The organism is Alphaproteobacteria bacterium, assembly GCA_040218575.1.
Classification (GTDB): Bacteria; Pseudomonadota; Alphaproteobacteria; order JAVJRE01; family JAVJRE01; genus JAVJRE01.
This window is the reverse complement of the sequence record JAVJRE010000006.1, coordinates 254,169-273,072: the sequence shown is the minus strand read 5'-3', so window position 1 is coordinate 273,072 and position 18,904 is coordinate 254,169. Positions and strand designations below refer to the sequence as shown.

General features: G+C 68.7%; 17 protein-coding genes. 7 read left to right on the top strand and 10 right to left on the bottom strand.

The window, feature by feature from the left end:
- Positions 1 to 19 precede the first annotated feature (19 nt).
- The 3 genes from RIE31_08945 to RIE31_08935 all read right to left on the bottom strand — a co-directional run bounded on the left by RIE31_08945 (position 20) and on the right by RIE31_08935 (position 4,165).
- A complete protein-coding gene (locus tag RIE31_08945; protein ID MEQ8640716.1) occupies positions 20 to 1,132 on the bottom strand; it encodes a DUF917 family protein in 1,113 nt (370 codons plus the stop codon).
- Positions 1,133 to 1,237: 105 nt separating this feature from the next.
- Positions 1,238 to 2,896 carry a urocanate hydratase gene (locus tag RIE31_08940; protein MEQ8640715.1) on the bottom strand — a complete coding sequence of 553 codons (1,659 nt, stop codon included), beginning with the start codon at positions 2,894 to 2,896 and terminating at the stop codon, positions 1,238 to 1,240.
- Between the two features lie 177 nt (positions 2,897 to 3,073).
- Positions 3,074 to 4,165, bottom strand: a complete 1,092-nt coding sequence (locus RIE31_08935; GenBank protein MEQ8640714.1) for a helix-turn-helix domain-containing protein — start codon at positions 4,163 to 4,165, stop codon at positions 3,074 to 3,076.
- 88 nt (positions 4,166 to 4,253) lie between these two features.
- On the opposite strand from RIE31_08935, the gene RIE31_08930 reads away from it, so the two are divergent.
- Positions 4,254 to 5,150, top strand: coding sequence for a phytanoyl-CoA dioxygenase family protein (locus tag RIE31_08930; GenBank protein ID MEQ8640713.1), 897 nt, complete (start codon positions 4,254 to 4,256; stop codon positions 5,148 to 5,150).
- 12 nt (positions 5,151 to 5,162) lie between these two features.
- The gene (locus RIE31_08925; GenBank protein ID MEQ8640712.1) at positions 5,163 to 6,095 is read left to right on the top strand and encodes a dihydrodipicolinate synthase family protein; all 933 of its coding nucleotides are present in this window, start codon (positions 5,163 to 5,165) and stop codon (positions 6,093 to 6,095) included.
- Positions 6,096 to 6,122: 27 nt separating this feature from the next.
- Here RIE31_08925 and RIE31_08920 read toward each other — a convergent pair whose 3' ends face one another.
- Together RIE31_08920 and RIE31_08915 are read right to left on the bottom strand one after the other, a co-directional pair.
- Positions 6,123 to 6,881: an SDR family oxidoreductase gene (locus RIE31_08920; GenBank protein MEQ8640711.1), complete on the bottom strand. Its 759-nt coding sequence runs from the start codon at positions 6,879 to 6,881 to the stop codon at positions 6,123 to 6,125.
- Positions 6,882 to 6,897: 16 nt separating this feature from the next.
- Positions 6,898 to 7,131 (bottom strand): hypothetical protein, encoded by a 234-nt coding sequence (locus tag RIE31_08915; GenBank protein ID MEQ8640710.1) that lies wholly within the window; start codon positions 7,129 to 7,131, stop codon positions 6,898 to 6,900.
- 196 nt (positions 7,132 to 7,327) lie between these two features.
- On the opposite strand from RIE31_08915, the gene RIE31_08910 reads away from it, so the two are divergent.
- Together RIE31_08910 and ribB are read left to right on the top strand one after the other, a co-directional pair.
- Positions 7,328 to 7,906, top strand: a complete 579-nt coding sequence (locus RIE31_08910; GenBank protein MEQ8640709.1) for an MmcB family DNA repair protein — start codon at positions 7,328 to 7,330, stop codon at positions 7,904 to 7,906.
- A gap of 42 nt (positions 7,907 to 7,948) precedes the next feature.
- Positions 7,949 to 9,172: a 3,4-dihydroxy-2-butanone-4-phosphate synthase gene (ribB, locus tag RIE31_08905; GenBank protein ID MEQ8640708.1), complete on the top strand. Its 1,224-nt coding sequence runs from the start codon at positions 7,949 to 7,951 to the stop codon at positions 9,170 to 9,172.
- Here the strand turns inward: ribB and RIE31_08900 are convergent.
- From RIE31_08900 to RIE31_08890, 3 genes are read right to left on the bottom strand one after another with little or no spacing between them, the layout of a single operon-like run.
- Positions 9,169 to 9,879, bottom strand: coding sequence for a 2-phosphosulfolactate phosphatase (locus RIE31_08900; protein MEQ8640707.1), 711 nt, complete (start codon positions 9,877 to 9,879; stop codon positions 9,169 to 9,171). The two genes, ribB and RIE31_08900, sit on opposite strands and share 4 nt — an antisense overlap.
- Positions 9,880 to 9,910: 31 nt before the next feature.
- On the bottom strand, positions 9,911 to 11,428 hold the full coding sequence (rfaE2, locus tag RIE31_08895) for a D-glycero-beta-D-manno-heptose 1-phosphate adenylyltransferase (protein MEQ8640706.1): 1,518 nt from the start codon (positions 11,426 to 11,428) through the stop codon (positions 9,911 to 9,913).
- Complete coding sequence (locus RIE31_08890; protein ID MEQ8640705.1) at positions 11,421 to 12,365, bottom strand: glycosyltransferase family 2 protein; 945 nt, start codon at positions 12,363 to 12,365, stop codon at positions 11,421 to 11,423. Before RIE31_08890 ends, rfaE2 begins: the two co-directional genes overlap by 8 nt.
- Before the next feature lie 122 nt (positions 12,366 to 12,487).
- On the opposite strand from RIE31_08890, the gene RIE31_08885 reads away from it, so the two are divergent.
- From RIE31_08885 to RIE31_08875, 3 genes are read left to right on the top strand one after another with little or no spacing between them, the layout of a single operon-like run.
- Positions 12,488 to 13,405 carry a class I SAM-dependent methyltransferase gene (locus tag RIE31_08885; protein MEQ8640704.1) on the top strand — a complete coding sequence of 306 codons (918 nt, stop codon included), beginning with the start codon at positions 12,488 to 12,490 and terminating at the stop codon, positions 13,403 to 13,405.
- Positions 13,402 to 14,610, top strand: a complete 1,209-nt coding sequence (locus RIE31_08880; GenBank protein MEQ8640703.1) for a glycosyltransferase — start codon at positions 13,402 to 13,404, stop codon at positions 14,608 to 14,610. Before RIE31_08885 ends, RIE31_08880 begins: the two co-directional genes overlap by 4 nt.
- Before the next feature lie 29 nt (positions 14,611 to 14,639).
- Positions 14,640 to 16,817, top strand: a complete 2,178-nt coding sequence (locus RIE31_08875; GenBank protein MEQ8640702.1) for an NAD-dependent epimerase/dehydratase family protein — start codon at positions 14,640 to 14,642, stop codon at positions 16,815 to 16,817.
- Here the strand turns inward: RIE31_08875 and RIE31_08870 are convergent.
- Positions 16,814 to 17,563 carry an SDR family oxidoreductase gene (locus RIE31_08870; GenBank protein MEQ8640701.1) on the bottom strand — a complete coding sequence of 250 codons (750 nt, stop codon included), beginning with the start codon at positions 17,561 to 17,563 and terminating at the stop codon, positions 16,814 to 16,816. The genes RIE31_08875 and RIE31_08870 overlap by 4 nt on opposite strands.
- Positions 17,560 to 18,903 carry an FAD-binding oxidoreductase gene (locus RIE31_08865; protein ID MEQ8640700.1) on the bottom strand — a complete coding sequence of 448 codons (1,344 nt, stop codon included), beginning with the start codon at positions 18,901 to 18,903 and terminating at the stop codon, positions 17,560 to 17,562. Before RIE31_08865 ends, RIE31_08870 begins: the two co-directional genes overlap by 4 nt.
- Position 18,904 lies beyond the last annotated feature (1 nt).

Here is an 18,904-nt window from a genome sequence, read left to right as displayed (position 1 = left end):
CCCGGCGACGCGCGCCGCTCTAGCGACGGCGGCTCTTGCCGCCGGTGCGGCCGGCCAGCGCCTCCTTGGCGATGGAAATGCCCAGCATCTCTTCCGCCTGCGGATAGACCGCCTTGTCCCACACCCCGTCGCCAAGCGTGATGTCATGCTTGGAGGCGGTCAGGATCGCCACCTCAACGCCCTTCTTCATCTCCGAGATAGCGATGGGGTTGCCGGTCTTCAGGTCCATGCTGGCCTGCAGGTCGGGGAAGGTGCCGACGCGCTTACCGTTCAATTCGGCCGCCATATACTCGTTCCAGACAGCCAGCCGCGCCGTGCCCTGCTTGCCTTCGATGGTGACGAAACCCACATCGAAGCCGCCGCCATACTTGCAGGTGTTGGACACCACCTTGCCTTCCACCAGAATCTTGCCCTTGGTCGGCTTGGTGGTCGCCTTGTAGCGCTCGGGCCCTTCCTTCTTCGCCGCCATGGCCTGACCGATCTTGTACTGATAGTCCACCGCGCCGACGGCCGCGTGCTTCTTCAGGAACGCCACCGTGTGCGGCCCACGGGCGGCGGGAATGCCGCCGCCGTTGCGGGTCGCCGCCGCCCGCAGAATGAACTCGCCATTGGCGATATTGCCGTCATACAGCACGCTGATGGGCGCATCACCGTCCATGCGGCCGGAACAATAGGCCGCCTGGATAACGCTCGCCGTGGTGTCGCCGGCCTGGCCCAGCGCGCCCATCTCCACCGTTGGATGACCACGACCGTTACCGGCCACGTCCACCACGTCGATGTTCAGGGCGGCGGCGATCAGCCAGGCGCCGAAGCCGCCGGCATGGGCGGCGAAGACACCGACCGGCATCTTGCCATAGGCCTCGATGACCATTTCCGCCGCGCGGATGGCGTCGCGCGGTTCGCTGCGCCGCTTGGTGGCGCCGCCCGGCGCGCCGACGCCGGTGGCCACCAGCACCACGTCATCGGCGTCATATTCATCCAGCGTGCACAGATCAATGGCGCCGAGACCCAGGGCCATGCGGCCCTGCGCCCGGTTCGAGTCCATGCGGCTCAAGCCGCTGCCGCCGGCGCTCAGCACCAGACCGCCAAGCATCATCGGTTCAATATCGTCCTGGTTCAGGCGTCGCCGCATCCCCGTTTCTCCCTGTTGGCGCCGCCGTCACAGGACGGCGGCCATCATATGATCGTGCATGACGCGAAAAGGGCGGCGCCTGGCGCCGCCCGTCTCCGCGCTCTGTCAGTTGGCGTCGAGGCGCAACCCCAGGCCGAACTTCTTTTTGGTCTCGATGGCCTTTTCATAACCGGCGTCCGCATGGCGCAGCACGCCGATGCCCGTATCACCATTCATGATGGCGGGAATCTTCTTGGCCGCCAGCGCCGATCCGTCCGCCACCGTGGTGACGCCTGCACACTGCGAGCGCCGGCCGCCCTGGCCACCGTGCACGGCGATCAGGTCGCCGCCCGACGAGACGTTGAGCATGGCGTTGAGGAAAGCCCAGTCGGCGATGGCCGACGAGCCGTCCTTCATACGCTCGGTCTCTCGCATGGGGCTGGCGACGGAGCCTGAATCCAGATGATCACGGGTGAAGGCAATCGGACCCTTGAGACGACCTGAGGCCACCGCCTCATTGACCTTCAGCGCCAGGGTGGTGCGTTCGGTGTGGCCGAGCCAACCGATACGCGCCGGCAGGCCGGTGAAGTGAATATGCTTCTCGGCCATGTTGATCCAGTCAACGATCGGATGGTTGGCCGAGAAGGTCTCACGCACGATGTCATCCACCTCGTGAATGTCGGCTTCGTCGCCGGAGATCGCCACCCAGCGGAACGGTCCCATGCCCTCGCAGAACATCGGCCGGATGAACAGGGTGATGAAGCTCTCCATCTGCAGCGCATCCTTGAAGCCGGCTTCGCTCGCCTGCCAGCGCAGGCCGTTGCCATACTCGAAGACGATGGCGCCGCGCTTCTCGAACTCCATCATGCATTTGGCGTGGACGATGATGGACTCCTGCGCCCGCTTCTTGATTTCGGCACGGTTCTCCTTGCGCATTTTCAGCGTCTCTTCCACCGTCATGCCGGCGGGGAAATAGCCGCGATAGGGATCGGTGATGGTCTGGTCGGTGACGATGTCCGGCTGCCAGTTACGCTCCAGCAGCTTGGGGTAGATCTCCGCCACATTGCCCACCAGGCCGACGCTGCCGCCCTCCTTGTTGGCGACCAGCGTGTCCATCCGCCGCAGCGCCTCGTCCAGATCGTCAACCATGACGTCCAGATAACCGGTGTCGATGCGCTTTTGCAGGCGGTCGGCCTGGACGTCCAGCACCAGGGTTGCCGCACCGGCCATCTTGCCGGCCAGCGGCTGGGCGCCGCCCATGCCGCCGGAGCCGGCGGTCAGGATGGTGCGGCCGGCCAGGGTGCCGCCGAACTTCTCGGCCGCGCCGATAAAGCTCTGATAGGTGCCCTGGATGATGCCCTGGCTGCCGATATACTGCCACGCCGCCGCCGTCATGCCCGGCACCACGGTCAGGCCTTTTTCCTCCAGGTTGATAATGTCTTCCGGCTCGGCGTAATTGCCCACCACATTGCCATTGGCCATGATGACCATGGGCGCGCGCTCGTGGGTATCGAAGATGGCGATGGGCTTGCCCGACTGCATGACCAGGGTCTGGTCTTCGCGCAGGTTTTTCAGCGCCGCGACGATCAGGTCGAACTGCTCCCAGCTCCGTGCCGCCTTGGCGACGCCGGTATAGATGATCAGCTCTTCCGGCTTCTCGCCATTCTCCAGATTGTTCTCCAGCATGCGCAGGATCGCCTCCGCCCGCCAGTTCTTGCAGCGCAGCTCCAGCCCGCGCTGGGCTTTGACCCGCACGTCGCGGCGCAGTGTTTCGTTGTAGGCCATGGCCTGTCCCTCCCTGTGGCGGGCCGTTTAACCGGCCGGCATGTTCGTGTCCGTCGCCGCCGCCAACGTCACGCACCGTGCCATAAAACCGGCTCGCCGCCGGTCAATGACCGCAGGGGCCGGCGGAGGCACACGTCAATGGCGGAAGGCGGCATGGGCCGGATCGTCCTGGCCAAATCAAACGTCCGGCCCGCCCTGCGAGTCAACAGCCGGCCGCCGAAACCCCCTTTGCATCGCAGACGGCGGACAGCCGAAGCGACGGCGGAAACTGGCCGAGAAATGGGCCGGCCCGGAAAACCCGGTGGCATAGGCGATCTCGCTGAGGCTGAGCGGCGTCTGGGCCAGCAACTCACGCGCCCGACCAAGACGAATGGTCAGATAGTGGCCCTTGGGCGTTGTGCCCAACGTGGTGCGACAAAGCCGTTCAAGCTGGCGCTGCGACAAGCCGCTGCGCGCGGCAATCCCGGCGATCGCCAGCGGTTGTTCCACATGACTCTCCATTAACGCGACCGCCGCCGCCAGCGCGCCATGGGCCATGCCGAGACGCGCCGCCACATCGGGCCTGGCCCCGCTCACCGGGGCCCTGGCCTGCCCCGCGGCGACAGCCACGGTCGGCGGCAAGTTGAACTGATCGGCCACCGTCCGCGCCAGCGGCTCGTCCACCATCCGGCCAATCAGCCACAGGGCCATGCCGGTCGCCGCCACCGCACCACTGGCCGTGAGAATCCGCCCGTCATGCACCCACGCATCGGGCCGCAGGCGTACCGCCGGGTGCATTTCCGTCAGCGCCGCCGCCGCTTCCCAATGGGCGGTCACCGTACGGCCATCAAGCAGACCGGCGCGGGCCAGCAGCAACGGCGCATTGGCCGGCGCCAGCAGCCACGCGCCATCGCGCGCCGCCCGCCGGAGCCAGCGATACACCGCCTGCCGTGCGGCGGCCGTCCCTGTCTCCACCGCGTCACCGGCCGGTACCACGACAATGCGCCATGGTGCCGCCCGGCCCCTTGCGGGATGGCGCGCCCCGTCGCCGACGAGGGCGCCGTCCTCCGCCAGAGCACTGTCCACGATGACCGCCGGACCGGCCGAGGCCGCCACCGGCTGGCCGTCCGGTGACAAGAAGCGCGGCGCGAACACCGGCCGCCCCGCCAGGCGGTTGGCGACGCGGAAAGGCTCCAGCACCGCGCTCAGACTGGCCAGAGAAAAGCCCGGCAGCAGCAGAAAGGCGATCCGGTGCGGACCGTCACTGGTGTCGAATTTCTGTATGTTCATGTCGGATAAGTATAATCAGCAAATCGCCGGTCATGACCAGATATCGCGTCTTCTCGGCCACCCACAAATAGACCTCAGGAACCCGATCATGCTGTCTGCCGCCCACATCCGCCGCTACCGCGACCAGGGCTATCTGCTTGTGGAAGGTGTGCTGGACGCCGCCACGCTGGCCCGGGTCAATGGCGAAACCGACCGTCTGATCGCCGCCGCCGGCGGCCTCGACCGCGCCACCCACCTGACCGACGACCTGTATGACCTGGAAGACAGCCACCGCCCCGACGCGCCGCGGGTGCGCCGCCTCAAGCGGCCGGATCTGGTCAGCCCCGTCTTTGGCGATCTGGTCCGCCATCCGCGCGTTCTTCAGATACTCACCGGCCTGCTTGGCCCCGACGTGCGGTTGCAGACCACGAAACTCAACGTCAAGGCGGCGGGTTATGGCGCTGCGGTGGAGTGGCACCAGGACTGGGCCTTTTATCCCTGCACCAATGATTCAGGGCTGGCCATCGGCGTCATGCTGTCGGACACCGGGCCCGACAACGGGCCGCTTCTGGTTTATCCCGGCAGCCACACCGGGCCGACCCATGACCATCACCACAATGGCCGCTTCGTCGGCGCCATGGATCTGGCCGCATCGGGCCTCGACCCGGCCGACGCGGTGGCGGTGACCGGCCCGGCCGGCGCGGTCAGCGTCCATCATGTGCGCCTGGTGCACGGCTCCGACCTCAACCGGTCGGCGCGCGACCGTCGCATGCTGTTCATGGAATATATGGCGGCGGATGCGTGGCCCATCGCCGGCGGACGGGGCAATTTCGAGAGCCTGGAGGAGTTCAATTCCCGCATGGTGGCGGGGTCGCCAACCCTGCGGGCGCGGCTCGAGCCGGCGCCGGTGCGTATTCCCCTGCCACAGCCCGAGACCTACGGCTCCATCTATGAAATCCAGAAAGGCGTTGGCCACCGTGCCTTCGCCGTCGCTGATGACCACTGAGCGAGCCGCCGCGTGTCCCAACCCCTGACCGCCGCGACGCACGGCGTCTTCACCATTGCCGCCACACCCTTCCGGCCCGATGGCGCGCTCGATCTGGAAAGCCTCGACCGGCTCTGCGACTTCTATCTGGAGAAGGGTGCCAACGGCCTCACCTTGCTTGGCATCATGGGCGAAGCGCCGAAACTCACTCTCGAAGAGTCGGTCCAGGTGGCGCGGCGGGTGCTGGCTCGCCTGGCCGGCCAGGTGCCCGTCATTGTCGGCGTATCCGCGCCGGGCTTCGCGCCCATGAAGGATCTCGCCGACCGGGTCATGGATCTGGGTGCGGCCGGCGTGATGATCGCCCCGGCGGCCTCGCTGCGTGGCGATGACCAGGCCCTCACCTGGTATCAGGCGGTGGCCGACTATCTGGGCCCCGTGCCTTTCGTCCTGCAGGATTTCCCGGTCATCACCGGCGTTCACCTCTCGCCCGACGGCATCCGTCGCATCGCCGGGGCGTGTCCGACATTTGCCGTTCTCAAGCACGAGGACTGGCCGGGGCTGGAGAAGATCAGCGCCTTGCGCGCGCAGGAAGCGGCCGGCGCGCGACGCCTGCCGATCCTCTGCGGCAATGGCGGTCAGTTTCTGGTGGAGGAAATGCGCCGCGGCGCCGATGGCGCCATGACCGGCTTTGCCTGGCCGGAGATGATGGCCGACGTCGTGCGCCTGGCGGCGGCTGGCGAGTGGTCGCGGGCCCATGACCTGTTCGACGCCTATCTGCCGCTGCTGCGCCTTGAGGTGCAGCCGGGTGGCCACGGTCTGGCGGTGCGCAAGTATCTTCTCGCCAGTCGCGGGGCCATGGCCCATGCCACTGCCCGCGCGCCGGCGGTGACCCTGTCGGCCCGGGCAGTGGAAGAGATCGACCGGCTGGTGGCCCGCCAGCAGGCGCGCCTCGCCGAACTGGCCTAAACGCCGCCACGCCTGAGCGCCGTCCGACTAGCGGACCGCGTAGCCGCCGTCGATGATCAGGCTGTGGCCGGTGATGTAGGACGATGCGTCCGACGCCAGAAACACGGCCGGACCGGCAAACTCCTCCGGCCGGCCGCTGCGACCGAGTGGCGTGTGGCGGTTCTCCGCCTTTACCCCTTCCGACTGCGGATCATAACCGCGCCGCCGGTGAGTGGTGTAGCCGGGGTTGAGCGCATTGACGCGAATGCCGTGCGGCCCCCACTCGTCGGCCATCTGCCGCACCATCTGGTCTACCCCGCCCTTGGCCGCGCCATAGGCCATCAGACCGGCAAAGCTGCGAATACTCGATGTGGACGATGTGACAATGATGGAGCCGCCGGTTCCCTGGCGAATCATCTGCCGCGCCGCTTCCTGGCACACCATGAAGGCGCTGTTGAGGTTTTGGTCGATCACCCGCCGCCAGGTTTCGTCGTCGGTGTCGATGGCGCTCTGATTGGCGCCGCCGCCGTGATTGGCCAGCATCACGTCGAGCCGGCCGTAGTGCGCAACGGTGTCCGCCACCAGGCGCCGGCAATCGTCGCGCCGGGTGGCGTCGAACACCACCTCCAGCACGTCGCCGCCGGCCGCGCGGAACGCCGCGGCGGTGGCCTGCACTTGCTCGGCGGTGCGCGCGCACACGGTAAGCTTTGCGCCGGCCTCCATCAGACCCTGCGCCATGGCCTTGCCCAGGCCACGGCCGGAGCCGGTGACGATGGCGACGCGACCGGTGAGGTCAAAGCCGGTCATCGCCCTCCAGCCCCCGTCACGGCGGGCAGTGCGGCGGATTGTTGAACGGATTGCCGTCCGGTGGTGGACAGGGCGATGGCACCACACGCCGCGCGTGCGCGCTCTGGTCAACCCTGAGGACTGTCGGCGCCACATAGGCGCCCGCCGCGGCCAGCCCGAGGCGGGCCAGCGCGGCGCGCCGGCTCAGCGCGGCGCCGGGCGGCGGCGCCTCGTGAGCGGGTGATTCTATACCGTCTTCCGTTTCAGCCATGACAAAGCTCCTGCCTGCTGCCGGGCGTCCGGGCCACACAAACTACACCCGGCCGGCAATGCCGCACAGCCATGATACTATGGCGCTTGTGGCGGGCCGCCAAATTATCCGGCTGGCCGGCCTGGACTGCCTACTTTGGCCTGCCCGGGCCGGCCCGCCGCCGCGTCACTCTGCCGATTCAGCCACCGGACGCCCCATGCCCCGCTCCCCATGCCCCGCTCCCCCTGCCTCAAACGCCACCCCAGGCCCTGCCGGCTCCGCCCCGGACTCCGCGCAAGCCCCGGCCAGCACGGCCACCGGCCAGGCCGGCGATCTGCTGGCCCGCCGCCTGGCCCGCGGGGTCGGCCGCCTGTTCGCCGACCTGGGTGCGGAGTCCCTGACCGAGGTGCCGCTCAAGGGCGGCCGCCGGGCCGATGTGCTGGCCATCGACCGCAAGGGCCGGGTTCTCATCGCCGAGATCAAGTCGGGTCCGGCCGATTTCCGCAGCGACAATAAATGGCCGGAGTATCAGGACTGGTGCGACGTCTTCTATTTCGCCGTGGCCGAGGACTTCCCCCGCGCCCTGCTGCCGGACTCAACCGGCCTGATCATCGCCGACGCCTTCTCCGCGGCCATCATCCGCGAGGCGCCGGAACAGCCCCTGGCCAGCGCCCGCCGCAAGGCCCTCACCCTTCGCTTTGCCCGTCTGGCGGCGGCCCGCTGGCGCCGACTTAGCGAGGAACTGGGTGGGCCGGCCGCGCCGCCGGAAAAAGACTCCGCCACCGACCCGTGCTAGGGTCGCCGCCCCGCAAGTGGACCCCGATTACGGATACGACCCATGGCCGACCGCGCGACCCCGCCCTCTGCGACCAGCTCTGACTTCGCCGCCATAGAAGACGCCATCGCCGCTTTTGCCCGGGGTGAGTTTCTCGTGGTGGTGGATGACGAGACCCGCGAGAACGAAGGCGACCTCATCATCGCTGCCGAGATGGTGACGGCGGAGAAAATCGCCTTCATGGTGCGCCACACCGCCGGCGTCATCTGTTCGCCCCTGCCCGGCGAGCGCATTGACCAGCTCAGCCTGCCGCAGATGGTGGCCGATAATACGGAGCATCTGCGCACCGCCTTTACGGTGTCGGTGGATTATCGCCATGGCACCACCACCGGCATCTCCGCCGCCGACCGCGCGCTGACCATCCAGGCCCTGGCCGACGCGGTGGGCAACCGCCCGCCAGAGGCCGGCGACTTCGCCCGTCCCGGCCACATCTTTCCGCTGCGCGCGCGCGACGGCGGCGTTCTGGTGCGCGCCGGCCACACCGAGGCGACGGTGGATCTGGCGCGGCTCGCCGGCCTTAAACCGGCCGGCGCTATCTGCGAGATCATTAATGACGACGGGAGCATGATGCGTCTGCCGGAGCTTAAGGTTTTCGCCCGCGCCCATGGCCTGCATCTCATCTCCATCGCCGATCTGGTGGCCTATCGCCGTCGCACGGAGCGACTGGTGACCCTGGTCCGCGAAGACACCCTCGATACCCGCCACGGCGCTTTTCGCGCTTCGGTCTATCGCTCGCTGGTGGACGATACGGAGCATCTGGCCCTGGTTATGGGTGATGTGACCGCGCGCGGCGCCGGCGATGCGCCCGACGTGCTGGTGCGAGTCCACTCCGCCAGCGTCATGGACGATGTGTTCGGCAGCCTGCGTCCGGGCGGCGCCAATCTGGTGGACCTGGCGCTGGAACGTATCGGCCGCGAGGGGCGCGGCGTCTTTCTCTATCTGCGCGGTGCGGAGGGCTGGGGCCTTGGCCTCGACCGTCGCCGTCTCTACGACCAGTCCGGCGAGGCGGAGACCCGTCAGGCGGCGGACAGCCGGCGCTTCGGCACCGGCGCCCAGATTCTGGGCGATATCGGCCTCAAGACCATCCGCATCCTGACCAACAGCCCGGCGCGCTATCGCGGCATCGAGGGCTATGGCCTGACCATCACCGGCCGCGAGCCCTTTGCCGGCGAGCCGCCGGCCGATGCCGGCGCCGGGCGGCGGGCGGCGGGGCCGCGCCCGGCCTAGGCCGCCACGAACGCGCCGTTGCGCAGCAGCGCGGCGCAAGTGTCGGCGTCCAGCTCCGCCGCTGTCGCCACATCATCGCCGTCGCCGCCACCCGCCAGCTCCTGACCTGAGGCCGTGCGCAGCAACCGCTCGTGCAGATCACCGCGCGCGGCGGCGAAGGCCTCCGCCGCCGCCTGCGCTTCGGCGGAACGGTCGCCGCCCATGGCGCTGATGATGGCGCCGGCCGCCAGCCAGTCCTCCAGCGCCGGCCGCAACGTGCCGTCGGGCCAGCGCTCGCCGGCCGGTACCACCAGGATCCGCTTGCAGCCGCGCATCGCCGCGGCGGCGGTCGCCACCGCATTACGGAACGCCCCGGCGAGGGTCGGCGTATTTCCGGTTTGCGTCGCCAGCGGCGCGCCATTGTCGGACGCCTGAACAAACCGTACGCCGGGCTCGATCGTGCGCACCATCTGCAACGAAGAGACGCCATCACGGCGCAGCAGCACCGCCGTGCGTCCCGCCCCATCGGTCGCGGCCGGCCATGCCGCCACCTCCGCTTCGCTCGGCCATACCGGTTCCGGCCACGGCACCACCTCCGCGCCGCGGCTCACCGCCAGCGACACAAGAGAGGTAAAGCGCAAGGCGTCAATGACGATGACCACATCGGCCCACCCGCCATGCGCCCGCAGCGCGGCCATGCCCCATTCGCATCGGATGGTGTGCTGCATGGGTTTGTGGCAGAGACGTCGCTGACGCGGGCTAGGCGCTTGTTTCCGTGCGGGTAAGGCCGCTCGCCTTGCGGGCCAGGCCGGTGGTGGAAAAGCCCGGCTCGATGGCCACCAGGAGCAGGCGGCCGCCCCACGATTCCACTTCCTCACGGCCCGGCACGTCCTCCGGGCGATAGTCGGCGCCCTTGACCAGCACGTCCGGCCGCAACCGCTCGATCAACGCCACCGGCGTGTCCTCGTCGAACAGTCCCACCGCATCCACATCGGCGAAGGCGGCCAGCACCTGCGCCCGCGCGCCTTCCTCCTGCAGCGGCCGGCCGGCGCCCTTGAGGCGACGCACGGAAGCGTCGGTGTTAAGCCCGACAATCAGCCGGTCGGCCGCCGCCCGAGCCTGGGCCAGGACCGACACGTGGCCCGGATGGATCAGGTCGAAGCAGCCATTGGTAAAGGCGACGCGCAGGCCCTGCCGCCGCCAGCGCTCAACCCGCTCGACCAGGGCGTCGGCCGCCAGCACCTTGTCGGCCGATGCCGCCCCGGCCGGCCGGCCGGGGCCACCGGTCAGTCCGGCGATCAGCTCGTCCGGCCGCACCACCGCCGTGCCGACCTTGGCCACCACCAGCCCGGCGGCGGTGTTGGCCAGGCCAATGGCCGTCTCCAGCTCGACCCCTGCGGCCAGCCCGGCGGCCAGCGCCGCCACCACCGTGTCGCCGGCGCCGGAGACATCGAACACCTCCCGCGCCTCAGCCGGCCAGGCGCTTACATGCGGCGCGCCGGACGAGCGATCACCCGCCACCAGCACCATGCCGTCACCGCCCAGCGTGGCCAGCACCGCGCCGACGCCGGCCGCCTCGCGCAACGCCGTCGCCGCCGCCACCACCTCGGCCTGACTGTCGGTTGCCATACCGCTGGCATCATGCAGTTGCGCCCGGTTGGGGGTCACCAGATCGGCCCCGCCATAGCGCGTGAAGTCGCGCCCCTTGGGATCAACCACCAGCGGTACACCTGCCGCCCGCGCCGCCTCACGCGCCGCGGCAATCACCGCCGGCGTCAGGACGCCATTGCCATAGTCCGACAGCACAACCGCGCCGGCCCCCGGGGCCAGATCGCCGATGGCGGCGATCAGCGACGCCTGCACCGGGCCGGCAATCGGGCGCTTGTCCTCCCGGTCCACCCGCAGCAGTTGCTGGCCGCCGGCAACGAAGCGCGTCTTGCCGGTGGTGGTCCGCGCCGCGTCGCTCACCGGCCGGGCGCCGTCGCCGGCTGCCTCATGCAACGCCTTTTTCAGCACCTCGCCGTCCGCGTCCTCCCCGACAACGCCGGTAATCCGCACCGTCGCCCCCAGCGCCGCCAGGTTGCGGGCCACATTGCCCGCACCACCGGGCATCCGCCGCTCCGCCCCTTCCACCAGCACCGGGATCGGCGCCTCCGACGACAGGCGGTCAACACGGCCGTCAACAAAGCGGTCAAGAATGAGATCGCCGACCACCAGCACCACAGCACCGGCCAAACGGGCCACCAACGCTTCGCTATGGTTCATTCGGTCAGTCATCGCGGGTGATCCAGCGGGCGTATTTGCGTCTCATGGGCGATTGCGGGTCGCGCAACTCGTCCAGCTTGAGGCTCAACTGATACTCGTGAAAGGCGCGGATCAGGCAATAGCGAAAACCGCGCCGGCCATCGAGGAAACCCAGTCGCCAGACATACATATACAGGAACACTGCCAGGCTGCGGCACGGCACATAACGATAGGCGAAGCTCTTGAGCCGGCGGCGGCGGGCCGGGGCGGCATCGCCGGTGGCGTTCAGGTGGGCCAGATGGGCGTGGTCGGCGCCGGCCAGACCGTGCATCAGGCGAAAGGCCTCCACCGCCTCCAGACTGGTATAGCTGTTGTGCCGCTCGAAATAGCGCTCAATGCCCTTATAGTCGTGGTGGATCATGGGCTCGCGCAATTGATCGGTGCGGCCCTCGACCATCATGTGCTCATGGACGATGCGGTCCTCATAGCGCGCCCGGCCGCGGCGGAAGAGCCGCAACTGCCAGTCGGGATACATGCCGGCATGGCGGATCCACACACCCTGAAACAGGTTCTTGCGGGCGATGGCATAGCCGTCCGCCGCATCGGGGCGGGCGATGGTCCGGCGGATTTCATCGGCCAGGGCCGGCGTCACCCGCTCGTCCGCATCGAGGATCAAGATCCAGTCATGGGCGAAGTCCAGGTGATCCAGCGCCCAGTTCTTGTGCCGTGAGAAAACATCGAACACCCGGCTCTCGATCCGCGCGCCCTTGTCCCGCGCCACCTCCAGAGTGCCGTCGCTGGAGCCGGAATCAAAGACGATCCGCTCGGCTGCGAACGCCACTGAATCAAGGCAATCGGCGATATTGCGGATTTCATCGCGGGTCGGGATCAGCACCGACAAAGGCGCGGGGGCGCCACCGTCCGGTCCACGCTTGTCGCCGCCTGCCTCCGCTATCCCCTGCTGCGCCATGGCGCTCCGGCTCCTGTGGTTCCACGGCGCAGGCGCGCCCGCCGGCCTGCGATTCGGTCAGTGGCGCCGCCCGGCCCGCACCTGCCGCTTGACCGTTCTGCCACAAATCGCCACAAGCGCCTATGGCTCGGACCTCACCCCATCCCGCGCCCGGTCTGCTCGACCGGCTCGATCTCCTGCTGTTGCGCCTTGCCAAGCGCGGCCGCCAGGATCTGACCGACAGCGCCGGCCATGGTGATTTCTACGACTCCTTCTTTACCGAGGAGGATGCGGTCAAATATGCCGCCGATGTGCGCAACGCCTGGCGCTATGGCGCCATCCGCCGGGTCATGGACGATCTGTTTGGCGAGCGTCCGTTCCGCATGGCGGACATCGGCGCCGGCCTGGGCATGCTGGCCCGCTACCTGCCGCCAGGGGCCGACTTCACCGGCATCGAATACGCTCCGGCCACTCTGGAAGCGGCCCGCCGTCTCAATGGCCGGCGTCCGGCCAGCCGCTTCATTCAGGGCGGCTTTCCCGCCCTGCCGGCCGATGATGGCGCATTCGATCTGGTGGTCTGCACCGAAGTGGTGGAACACATCAAAGACGACCGGCAGGCGATTGGCGAACTGTGGCGCATCGTGCGCCCCGGCGGCTGGTTGCTGCTGACCGTGCCCGGGACCTACTACTGGCCGGACTATGAGCGGCTCATCGGCCATTTCCGGCACTATACGGGGCCGGGCCTGGACGCCCTGCTGACTGCCGCCGGCTTTACCATTGACCGTCACCTGCCACAGCACAGCCGGTTCTGGCGTGGTTATCACTATGTCTATGCCCTGGCGCGGGTTGGCCAGTCGGTTCTTCGCCGCCTCGGCTGGCGGCATTTCGATCTCTTCTCCACCGGCCTCTACCGCTGGCAAAGCCGGCGCATCCTGCAGCGCCTGGCGACGGCCGACCGGCGCAGCGATCCGGCCTCGACCTTCGTCCTCGCCCGCCGGCCCCTACCAGAAAGCACGGGCCCAGAAAACACGGGGCCAGACCGCCCGGGACGACCGGCGTGAAGATACTGCGGGTCGCCGGTGGCCTTGATGCCGGGTTTGGCGGCGCGCCGCGGGCCACTCTCGACTCCGCCCGCGCGGTGGCCCGTACCGGTCTCGCGGTTCATCTGGTCTTTCCCGCCGACCACACCGGCGGCCTGGCGCCGGATGAACAGCAGCGCCTGACCAGCGATGGCGTCACTCTTGAAACCTTTCCCCGGCTGTCATGGCCCGCCGGACCGGCCCATCGCTACGGCCTGTCGCCAGCCCTGGCCCGCTGGCTTCACGCCCATGCCGCCGGTTATGACGTGGTCCATGCAGAGGGGGCGTGGACTCATGGGACGGTGGCGGGCCTGGCCGCCGCGCGTACCACCGGCCGGCCGATTGTTCTGTCGCCGCACGAGGGACTGACGCGTTTCGACATCAGTCAGGGCGGCGGCCTGGCGCGGCCCCTCAAGACAGCGATCAAGCGCTATCTGGCCGGCCGCTACCGCCGACAGATGACGGCGATCATCTACTCCAGCGCGCTCGAACGACACTGGAGCCATCCGGGCCGCGGGGCCGCAGGCGCCGCCATGGTTCTTCCCCACCCGGTGTTCGACGATCAGGCGCCGCAGACAAAAGACCCGGTCCACCGCGCCTTCGACCCGTCGCCCGACGCGCCGCTGGCCCTCGGCTATCTGGGCCGCCTGCATCCCAAGAAAAATGTGGACCGCCTGATTGCCGCCATGGCCCTGCTGGACATGCCGCGTCGCCGGCGCGTTCGCCTGACTGTCGCCGGCAGCGGCCCGGCCAGCCTGGAAACACGCCTGCGGGCGCAGGCGGCGCGACAGGGTGTGGCCGACAGCATCACCTGGGCCGGCTTTCTCCAGGGCGACGCCAAAACCCGTTTTCTTGCCGCCACCGACCTGCTGTGTCTGCCATCGTCGTTCGAGTGCTTCGGCATTGCTCCGGTCGAGGGTATGATTGCCGGGACGCCGGTCCTGGTCTCGCCGGATACCGGTATTGCGGCAGATCTTCAGGCCGACCAGTCCGGGCTGGTGGTAACGGCGGAGCCCCGCGCCATCGCCGACGCCATCACCCGCCTCATGGACAATCGCCCGGCCCTTGTGGAACTGTCCCGCCGCGGCAACGCTATGGCCCGCAAGACCTACTCCTTCGCCGCACACGGCCAGGCCCTGGCGGCGCTTTATCATGATCTGGCGAACGGCCAGGACCATCGGGACTGAGCTCTCCGACCGAGGCGATCGAGCAGACCATGCATATTCTCATTACCGGCGCCGGCGGGTTCATCGGGCGCGCCACCGTCCGCGCCGCTGTCGCCGCCGGCCACCAGGTGACGGCGCTGACCCGACGGCCGCTGGCCGGCCTGCCGCCGGATGTGACGATCCTGCCGCGCGACATTCTCGACATCAGCGCTGCCGACCTGCCGGACGGCCTCGACGCCGTCATTCATCTGGCCACCGGCACCGACGGTGATCGCAACGCCATCAACCGGGTTGCGGTGGACGGCGCGCGTCAGCTGCTGGCCGCGGCGAAAGCAAAAGACGTCGCGCGCTTCATTCATATCAGCTCCATGAGTGTTTATCCCGGTCGGCCCGGGCCGGATGGCCGCTATGGGGAAACGCGGCTGGAGCCGCGGCCGGCGGCCCGTGGTGCCTATGCCGAATCCAAAGTGCTGCAAGAGCAAGCCGTGCGCGCTTTCGCCCGTCAGGACGGGCTAGCCGCCATGGCCCTGGATATTCTGCGACCCGGGCTGGTGTTCGATACCGACATGCCCGGCCCGCTGGCCGGCACAGCGGTGGTGTTGCCGCTGGGGCTGGCGGTCATCACCGGGCGCGGCGGTGGCGGCGTCCCGTTCGTCACCCTGGAGGATCTGATCCAGGGCACGCTGGCCCTGCTGGCGAGGCCCACCACGCCGGGCACTACCCGCACCTTCGACGTGCTGTCCGGCCCGCCGCCGACCAAGCGCGACTTCACCGCCGCCTATGACCAGATGACCGGTCGCGCACACCGCCGGCTGGCCTTGCCGGCGTGGGTTCTGCTGGCTGCCGCCTGGCCGCTGGAGCTGATACTGCGCGCCGTCGGCAAGGGACGCGACCTGCCCTACAAAATCACCCGTATGTGGGCCTTCGATCCGTCCCGTCTGGATCATGCGGCGGTTTGGCAGGCGACCGGTTCCCAACCAACCGGGCAGTGGCGCCCGGCCCTGGCCCGGGCCCTCGCTCTGCCGCGTGATCCGGCGCCGCCCGCTGACAGTGCATCGGCCCTCCGGCAGCGGGCGCAGGCCCTGGCCCGGCTTGGCGTCCCAGGGGATATCAGCGTTCAGGACACCACGCCCGGCGACGCGCCCGTGCCGGTGATCCTGGTGGGCGCCGGGCGCATCGTCGAGGAAATGCACCTGCCGGCCATCGCCGCCCTTGGCAAGGCCGTGCAGGTCATCGCCGTAGTAGACCCCTCATCCGCCCGCGCCCGGCAGGTCGCCGACCGTCTGGCCGCCCTGCACCCGCAAGCGGCAATGCCGGCCCTGTTCGCTGCACTGTCCCATATGCCGGCAGAGATGGCGGCCGGCGCACTCGGCGTCATCGCCACGCCGGAGTTCGCCCATCTCGCCAATGTGCGTGACCTGGCAGCCAAAGGCGCCCTGTCCTTCATCATGGAAAAGCCGGTTGCCGCCACGGCGGCGACCCTGACCGATCTCACCAGAGTGGCCGGCGATCATCGGATCAGCCTGATTCACAACTACCGCCTGCGGCCCAACGTCCTGCGCCTGTGGCGCTTCCTTAACGACCATGACACCGGCCCGCTGGTCAGCGCCCGTGTCCTGTTCCATTCCGGCCGCGTTGCCGGTGAACCGGCCCGCTGGTCACGGGATGAAAAGCGACGGCGCACCCTCCTGATGGAACTGGCCATCCACTTTCTCGACATCGCCCTGGTCTGCGCCGGACCAATCACCAGGACGCACGGCGCGCGAGTGGTCAACCGACAGGGCGGCCACATGCCAGCCGTGGTGCATACGGCTGGCCTGGCAGAGACTGCTGGCGGCGCCACGCTCAGCTACGATCTCGACCTGTCGGCGACGGCGCAGGAAAGCGCCATCGTCCTGGAGTTTTCCCACACCGCGGTGCGGCTTGATTTCTTTCCGGAAGGCTTCCGCGTCCTGCCCGCCAGGGCTAACCCGCTGGATGATGCGGCGGCGGCGCTTGGCCGTTTCGCCGGCTTCGTCGGCCAGCGTCTGCGTCCGCGACGCGGCGGAATCGAGCGCCGCGCCATGCCCCATCTGGCCATCTATCGGGCCCATCTGGCGGCGTTGGCCGGCGGATCACCGTCGCCGTTCGACCTGCACGCCGTCACGCCCGTGATGGAAAGCCTGTTCCGTATAGGCGACACGATCTATGGCCCGTCGCCAACCGACGACCGGACGCCGCACGCCTAAAGCCTCAATCGTTTGAAGACGCGTTCGGGAATCAGCCGGATGATGGCCATGATGAGACGCCATTTGCGGCTCACATAGATAACGTCCTGGCCTCTCTCCACCGCCCGGACCACACGCCCGGCCACGGCTTCCGGGCTGGAGACCAGCCAGCCCGGCAGGTCCATGCCCTCGGTCATGGGTGTCTGCGCATAGCCCAGAATCACCGTCACCACCCGCACCGGACTGCCGGCCAGGGCCAGCCGGTTGCGCAGCCCCGACAGCCACGCCGTCAGCCCCGCCTTGGCCGAGCCATAGCTGTAATTGGCGGCGCGGCCACGCTCGCCGGCCACCGACGAGATAGCCACCAGCGTGCCGGAGCCGCGCGCTACGAACTGTTCGGCCAGCGCCCCCAGCACCTGGGCCGGGCCTACATAGTTGGCCGCCACCGTCAGGGCCAACTCGGCCCCGTCCGTCTCGCTCTGCCGCTGGTCGCCCAGCCGGCCGATGGCGCAGACCACGACATCGGGCAACCGCGTCAGGCGGGCCAGCAGCGCGCTGACCGATGCCGGGTCAACCACGTCCAGCAGATAGGACTCCACCGGCCGGCCGTGGCGCAGGGTCAGATCACGGCACTCGCGCGCCAGCGCCGCGTCATCGCGCGCCGCCAGCTGCAACCGCCAGCCGGCGGCGGCGTAGCGCAGCGCCACGGCGCGGGCGATGTCGGATGTGGCGCCCAGCACAAGAACCGTCCTGGTGTCGTCGCTCACAGGCTGAGCCGCTCTGACAGGAGAGAGGTGAAGACTCTGCCCGCGCCTGTTGCCTTGCGCAGGTCCGTGAACGCCGCCAGGTGCGGATAGCCGCGCGCCACAACCTCATGACTGCTGCAGGCGTCCTTCGCCAGATAGACGCGGCCACCATGGGCCATGACCATCTGGTCCAGCCGGGCCAATGCCGGGCCAAGCCGGTCGGACAGCGGAAAGTCCATGGCCAGGGTATAGCCGGCAAGGGGGAAGGACAGCAGGCCGTCGCCCACAGGGCCCATCAGCTTGAGCACCGCCAGGGTGGTGGCGACACCGCTCCCGGCCAGGCTCTCGGACATCCCGGCCAATGCGGCGCGGCTGGCGGCGAACGGTATGACGCACTGGTACTGGACGAAGCCCTGACGGCCATAGAGACAATTCCAGTTGTGTATGCCGTCGAGGGGAAAGAAATACGGATCATAATGAGTCAGCCTGGGCCGGCCACGTTCGCCCCGACCGCCATGGCTCCGGCGCCCATGATAACGCCGGTTGGCCAGACGCATCAAAGTCCGGCTGCGGGCCACCGCCGGCGCCAGCGGCGGAACGGAGACCGTGCGCTCGCCATGTGGCTCAAGCGGCGCGGCCGCCAGCGCCGGCGGCAAGGTCTCGGGGCTGGCGTGTTCGGCCGTGATGACCAGTGCCCGACCATCCGCCAGAGCGGACGACAGGCCATCGATCCAGGCCACCACATAGGGCCGCTGGCTGGCCTGTTCGATCACCCTCATGGTTTCGGCCAGGCCTGATGCGGCCTGGGTTTCTTCCCACAGATAAGCCGTCGCCACAGGCCGCAGGCGAAAGGTCACCGAGACGATCACGCCGGTCAGACCCATGCCGCCGAGGGTGGCGGCGAACAGCGCCTGATTGGTCTGCCGGCTGCAGGTGATGATCGCGCCATCGGCCTGCATCAGCTCCAGGCTCTCCACCGAGCGGCCGAACGTGCCGTTGATGTGGTGGTTCTTGCCGTGGATGTCCGCCGCCACCATGCCGCCGATGGTGACCTGCTTGGTTCCCGGCACCACCGCTGGAAACCAGCCGCGTGGCACGAAGTGGCGCAGCACCTCCGCCAGAGTCACGCCGGCTTCACAGGTAAGCCGCCCGGCCGCCGCATCGAACTGCAAAAAGCGGTTCATCCCCTTCAGCGACAGGCAGCACTGACGGTTGAGCGCCGCGTCGCCATAGGCGCGGCCCAGGCCGCGGGCAATCAGGCTTGCGCCGCCGTTGATCAGGTCCCGCATCTGCTGGCGGCTGCGCGCCGTCACCAGTCGGGTATCGATTGCGGGAAAGCGGCCCCAGCCCGACAGGCGCATA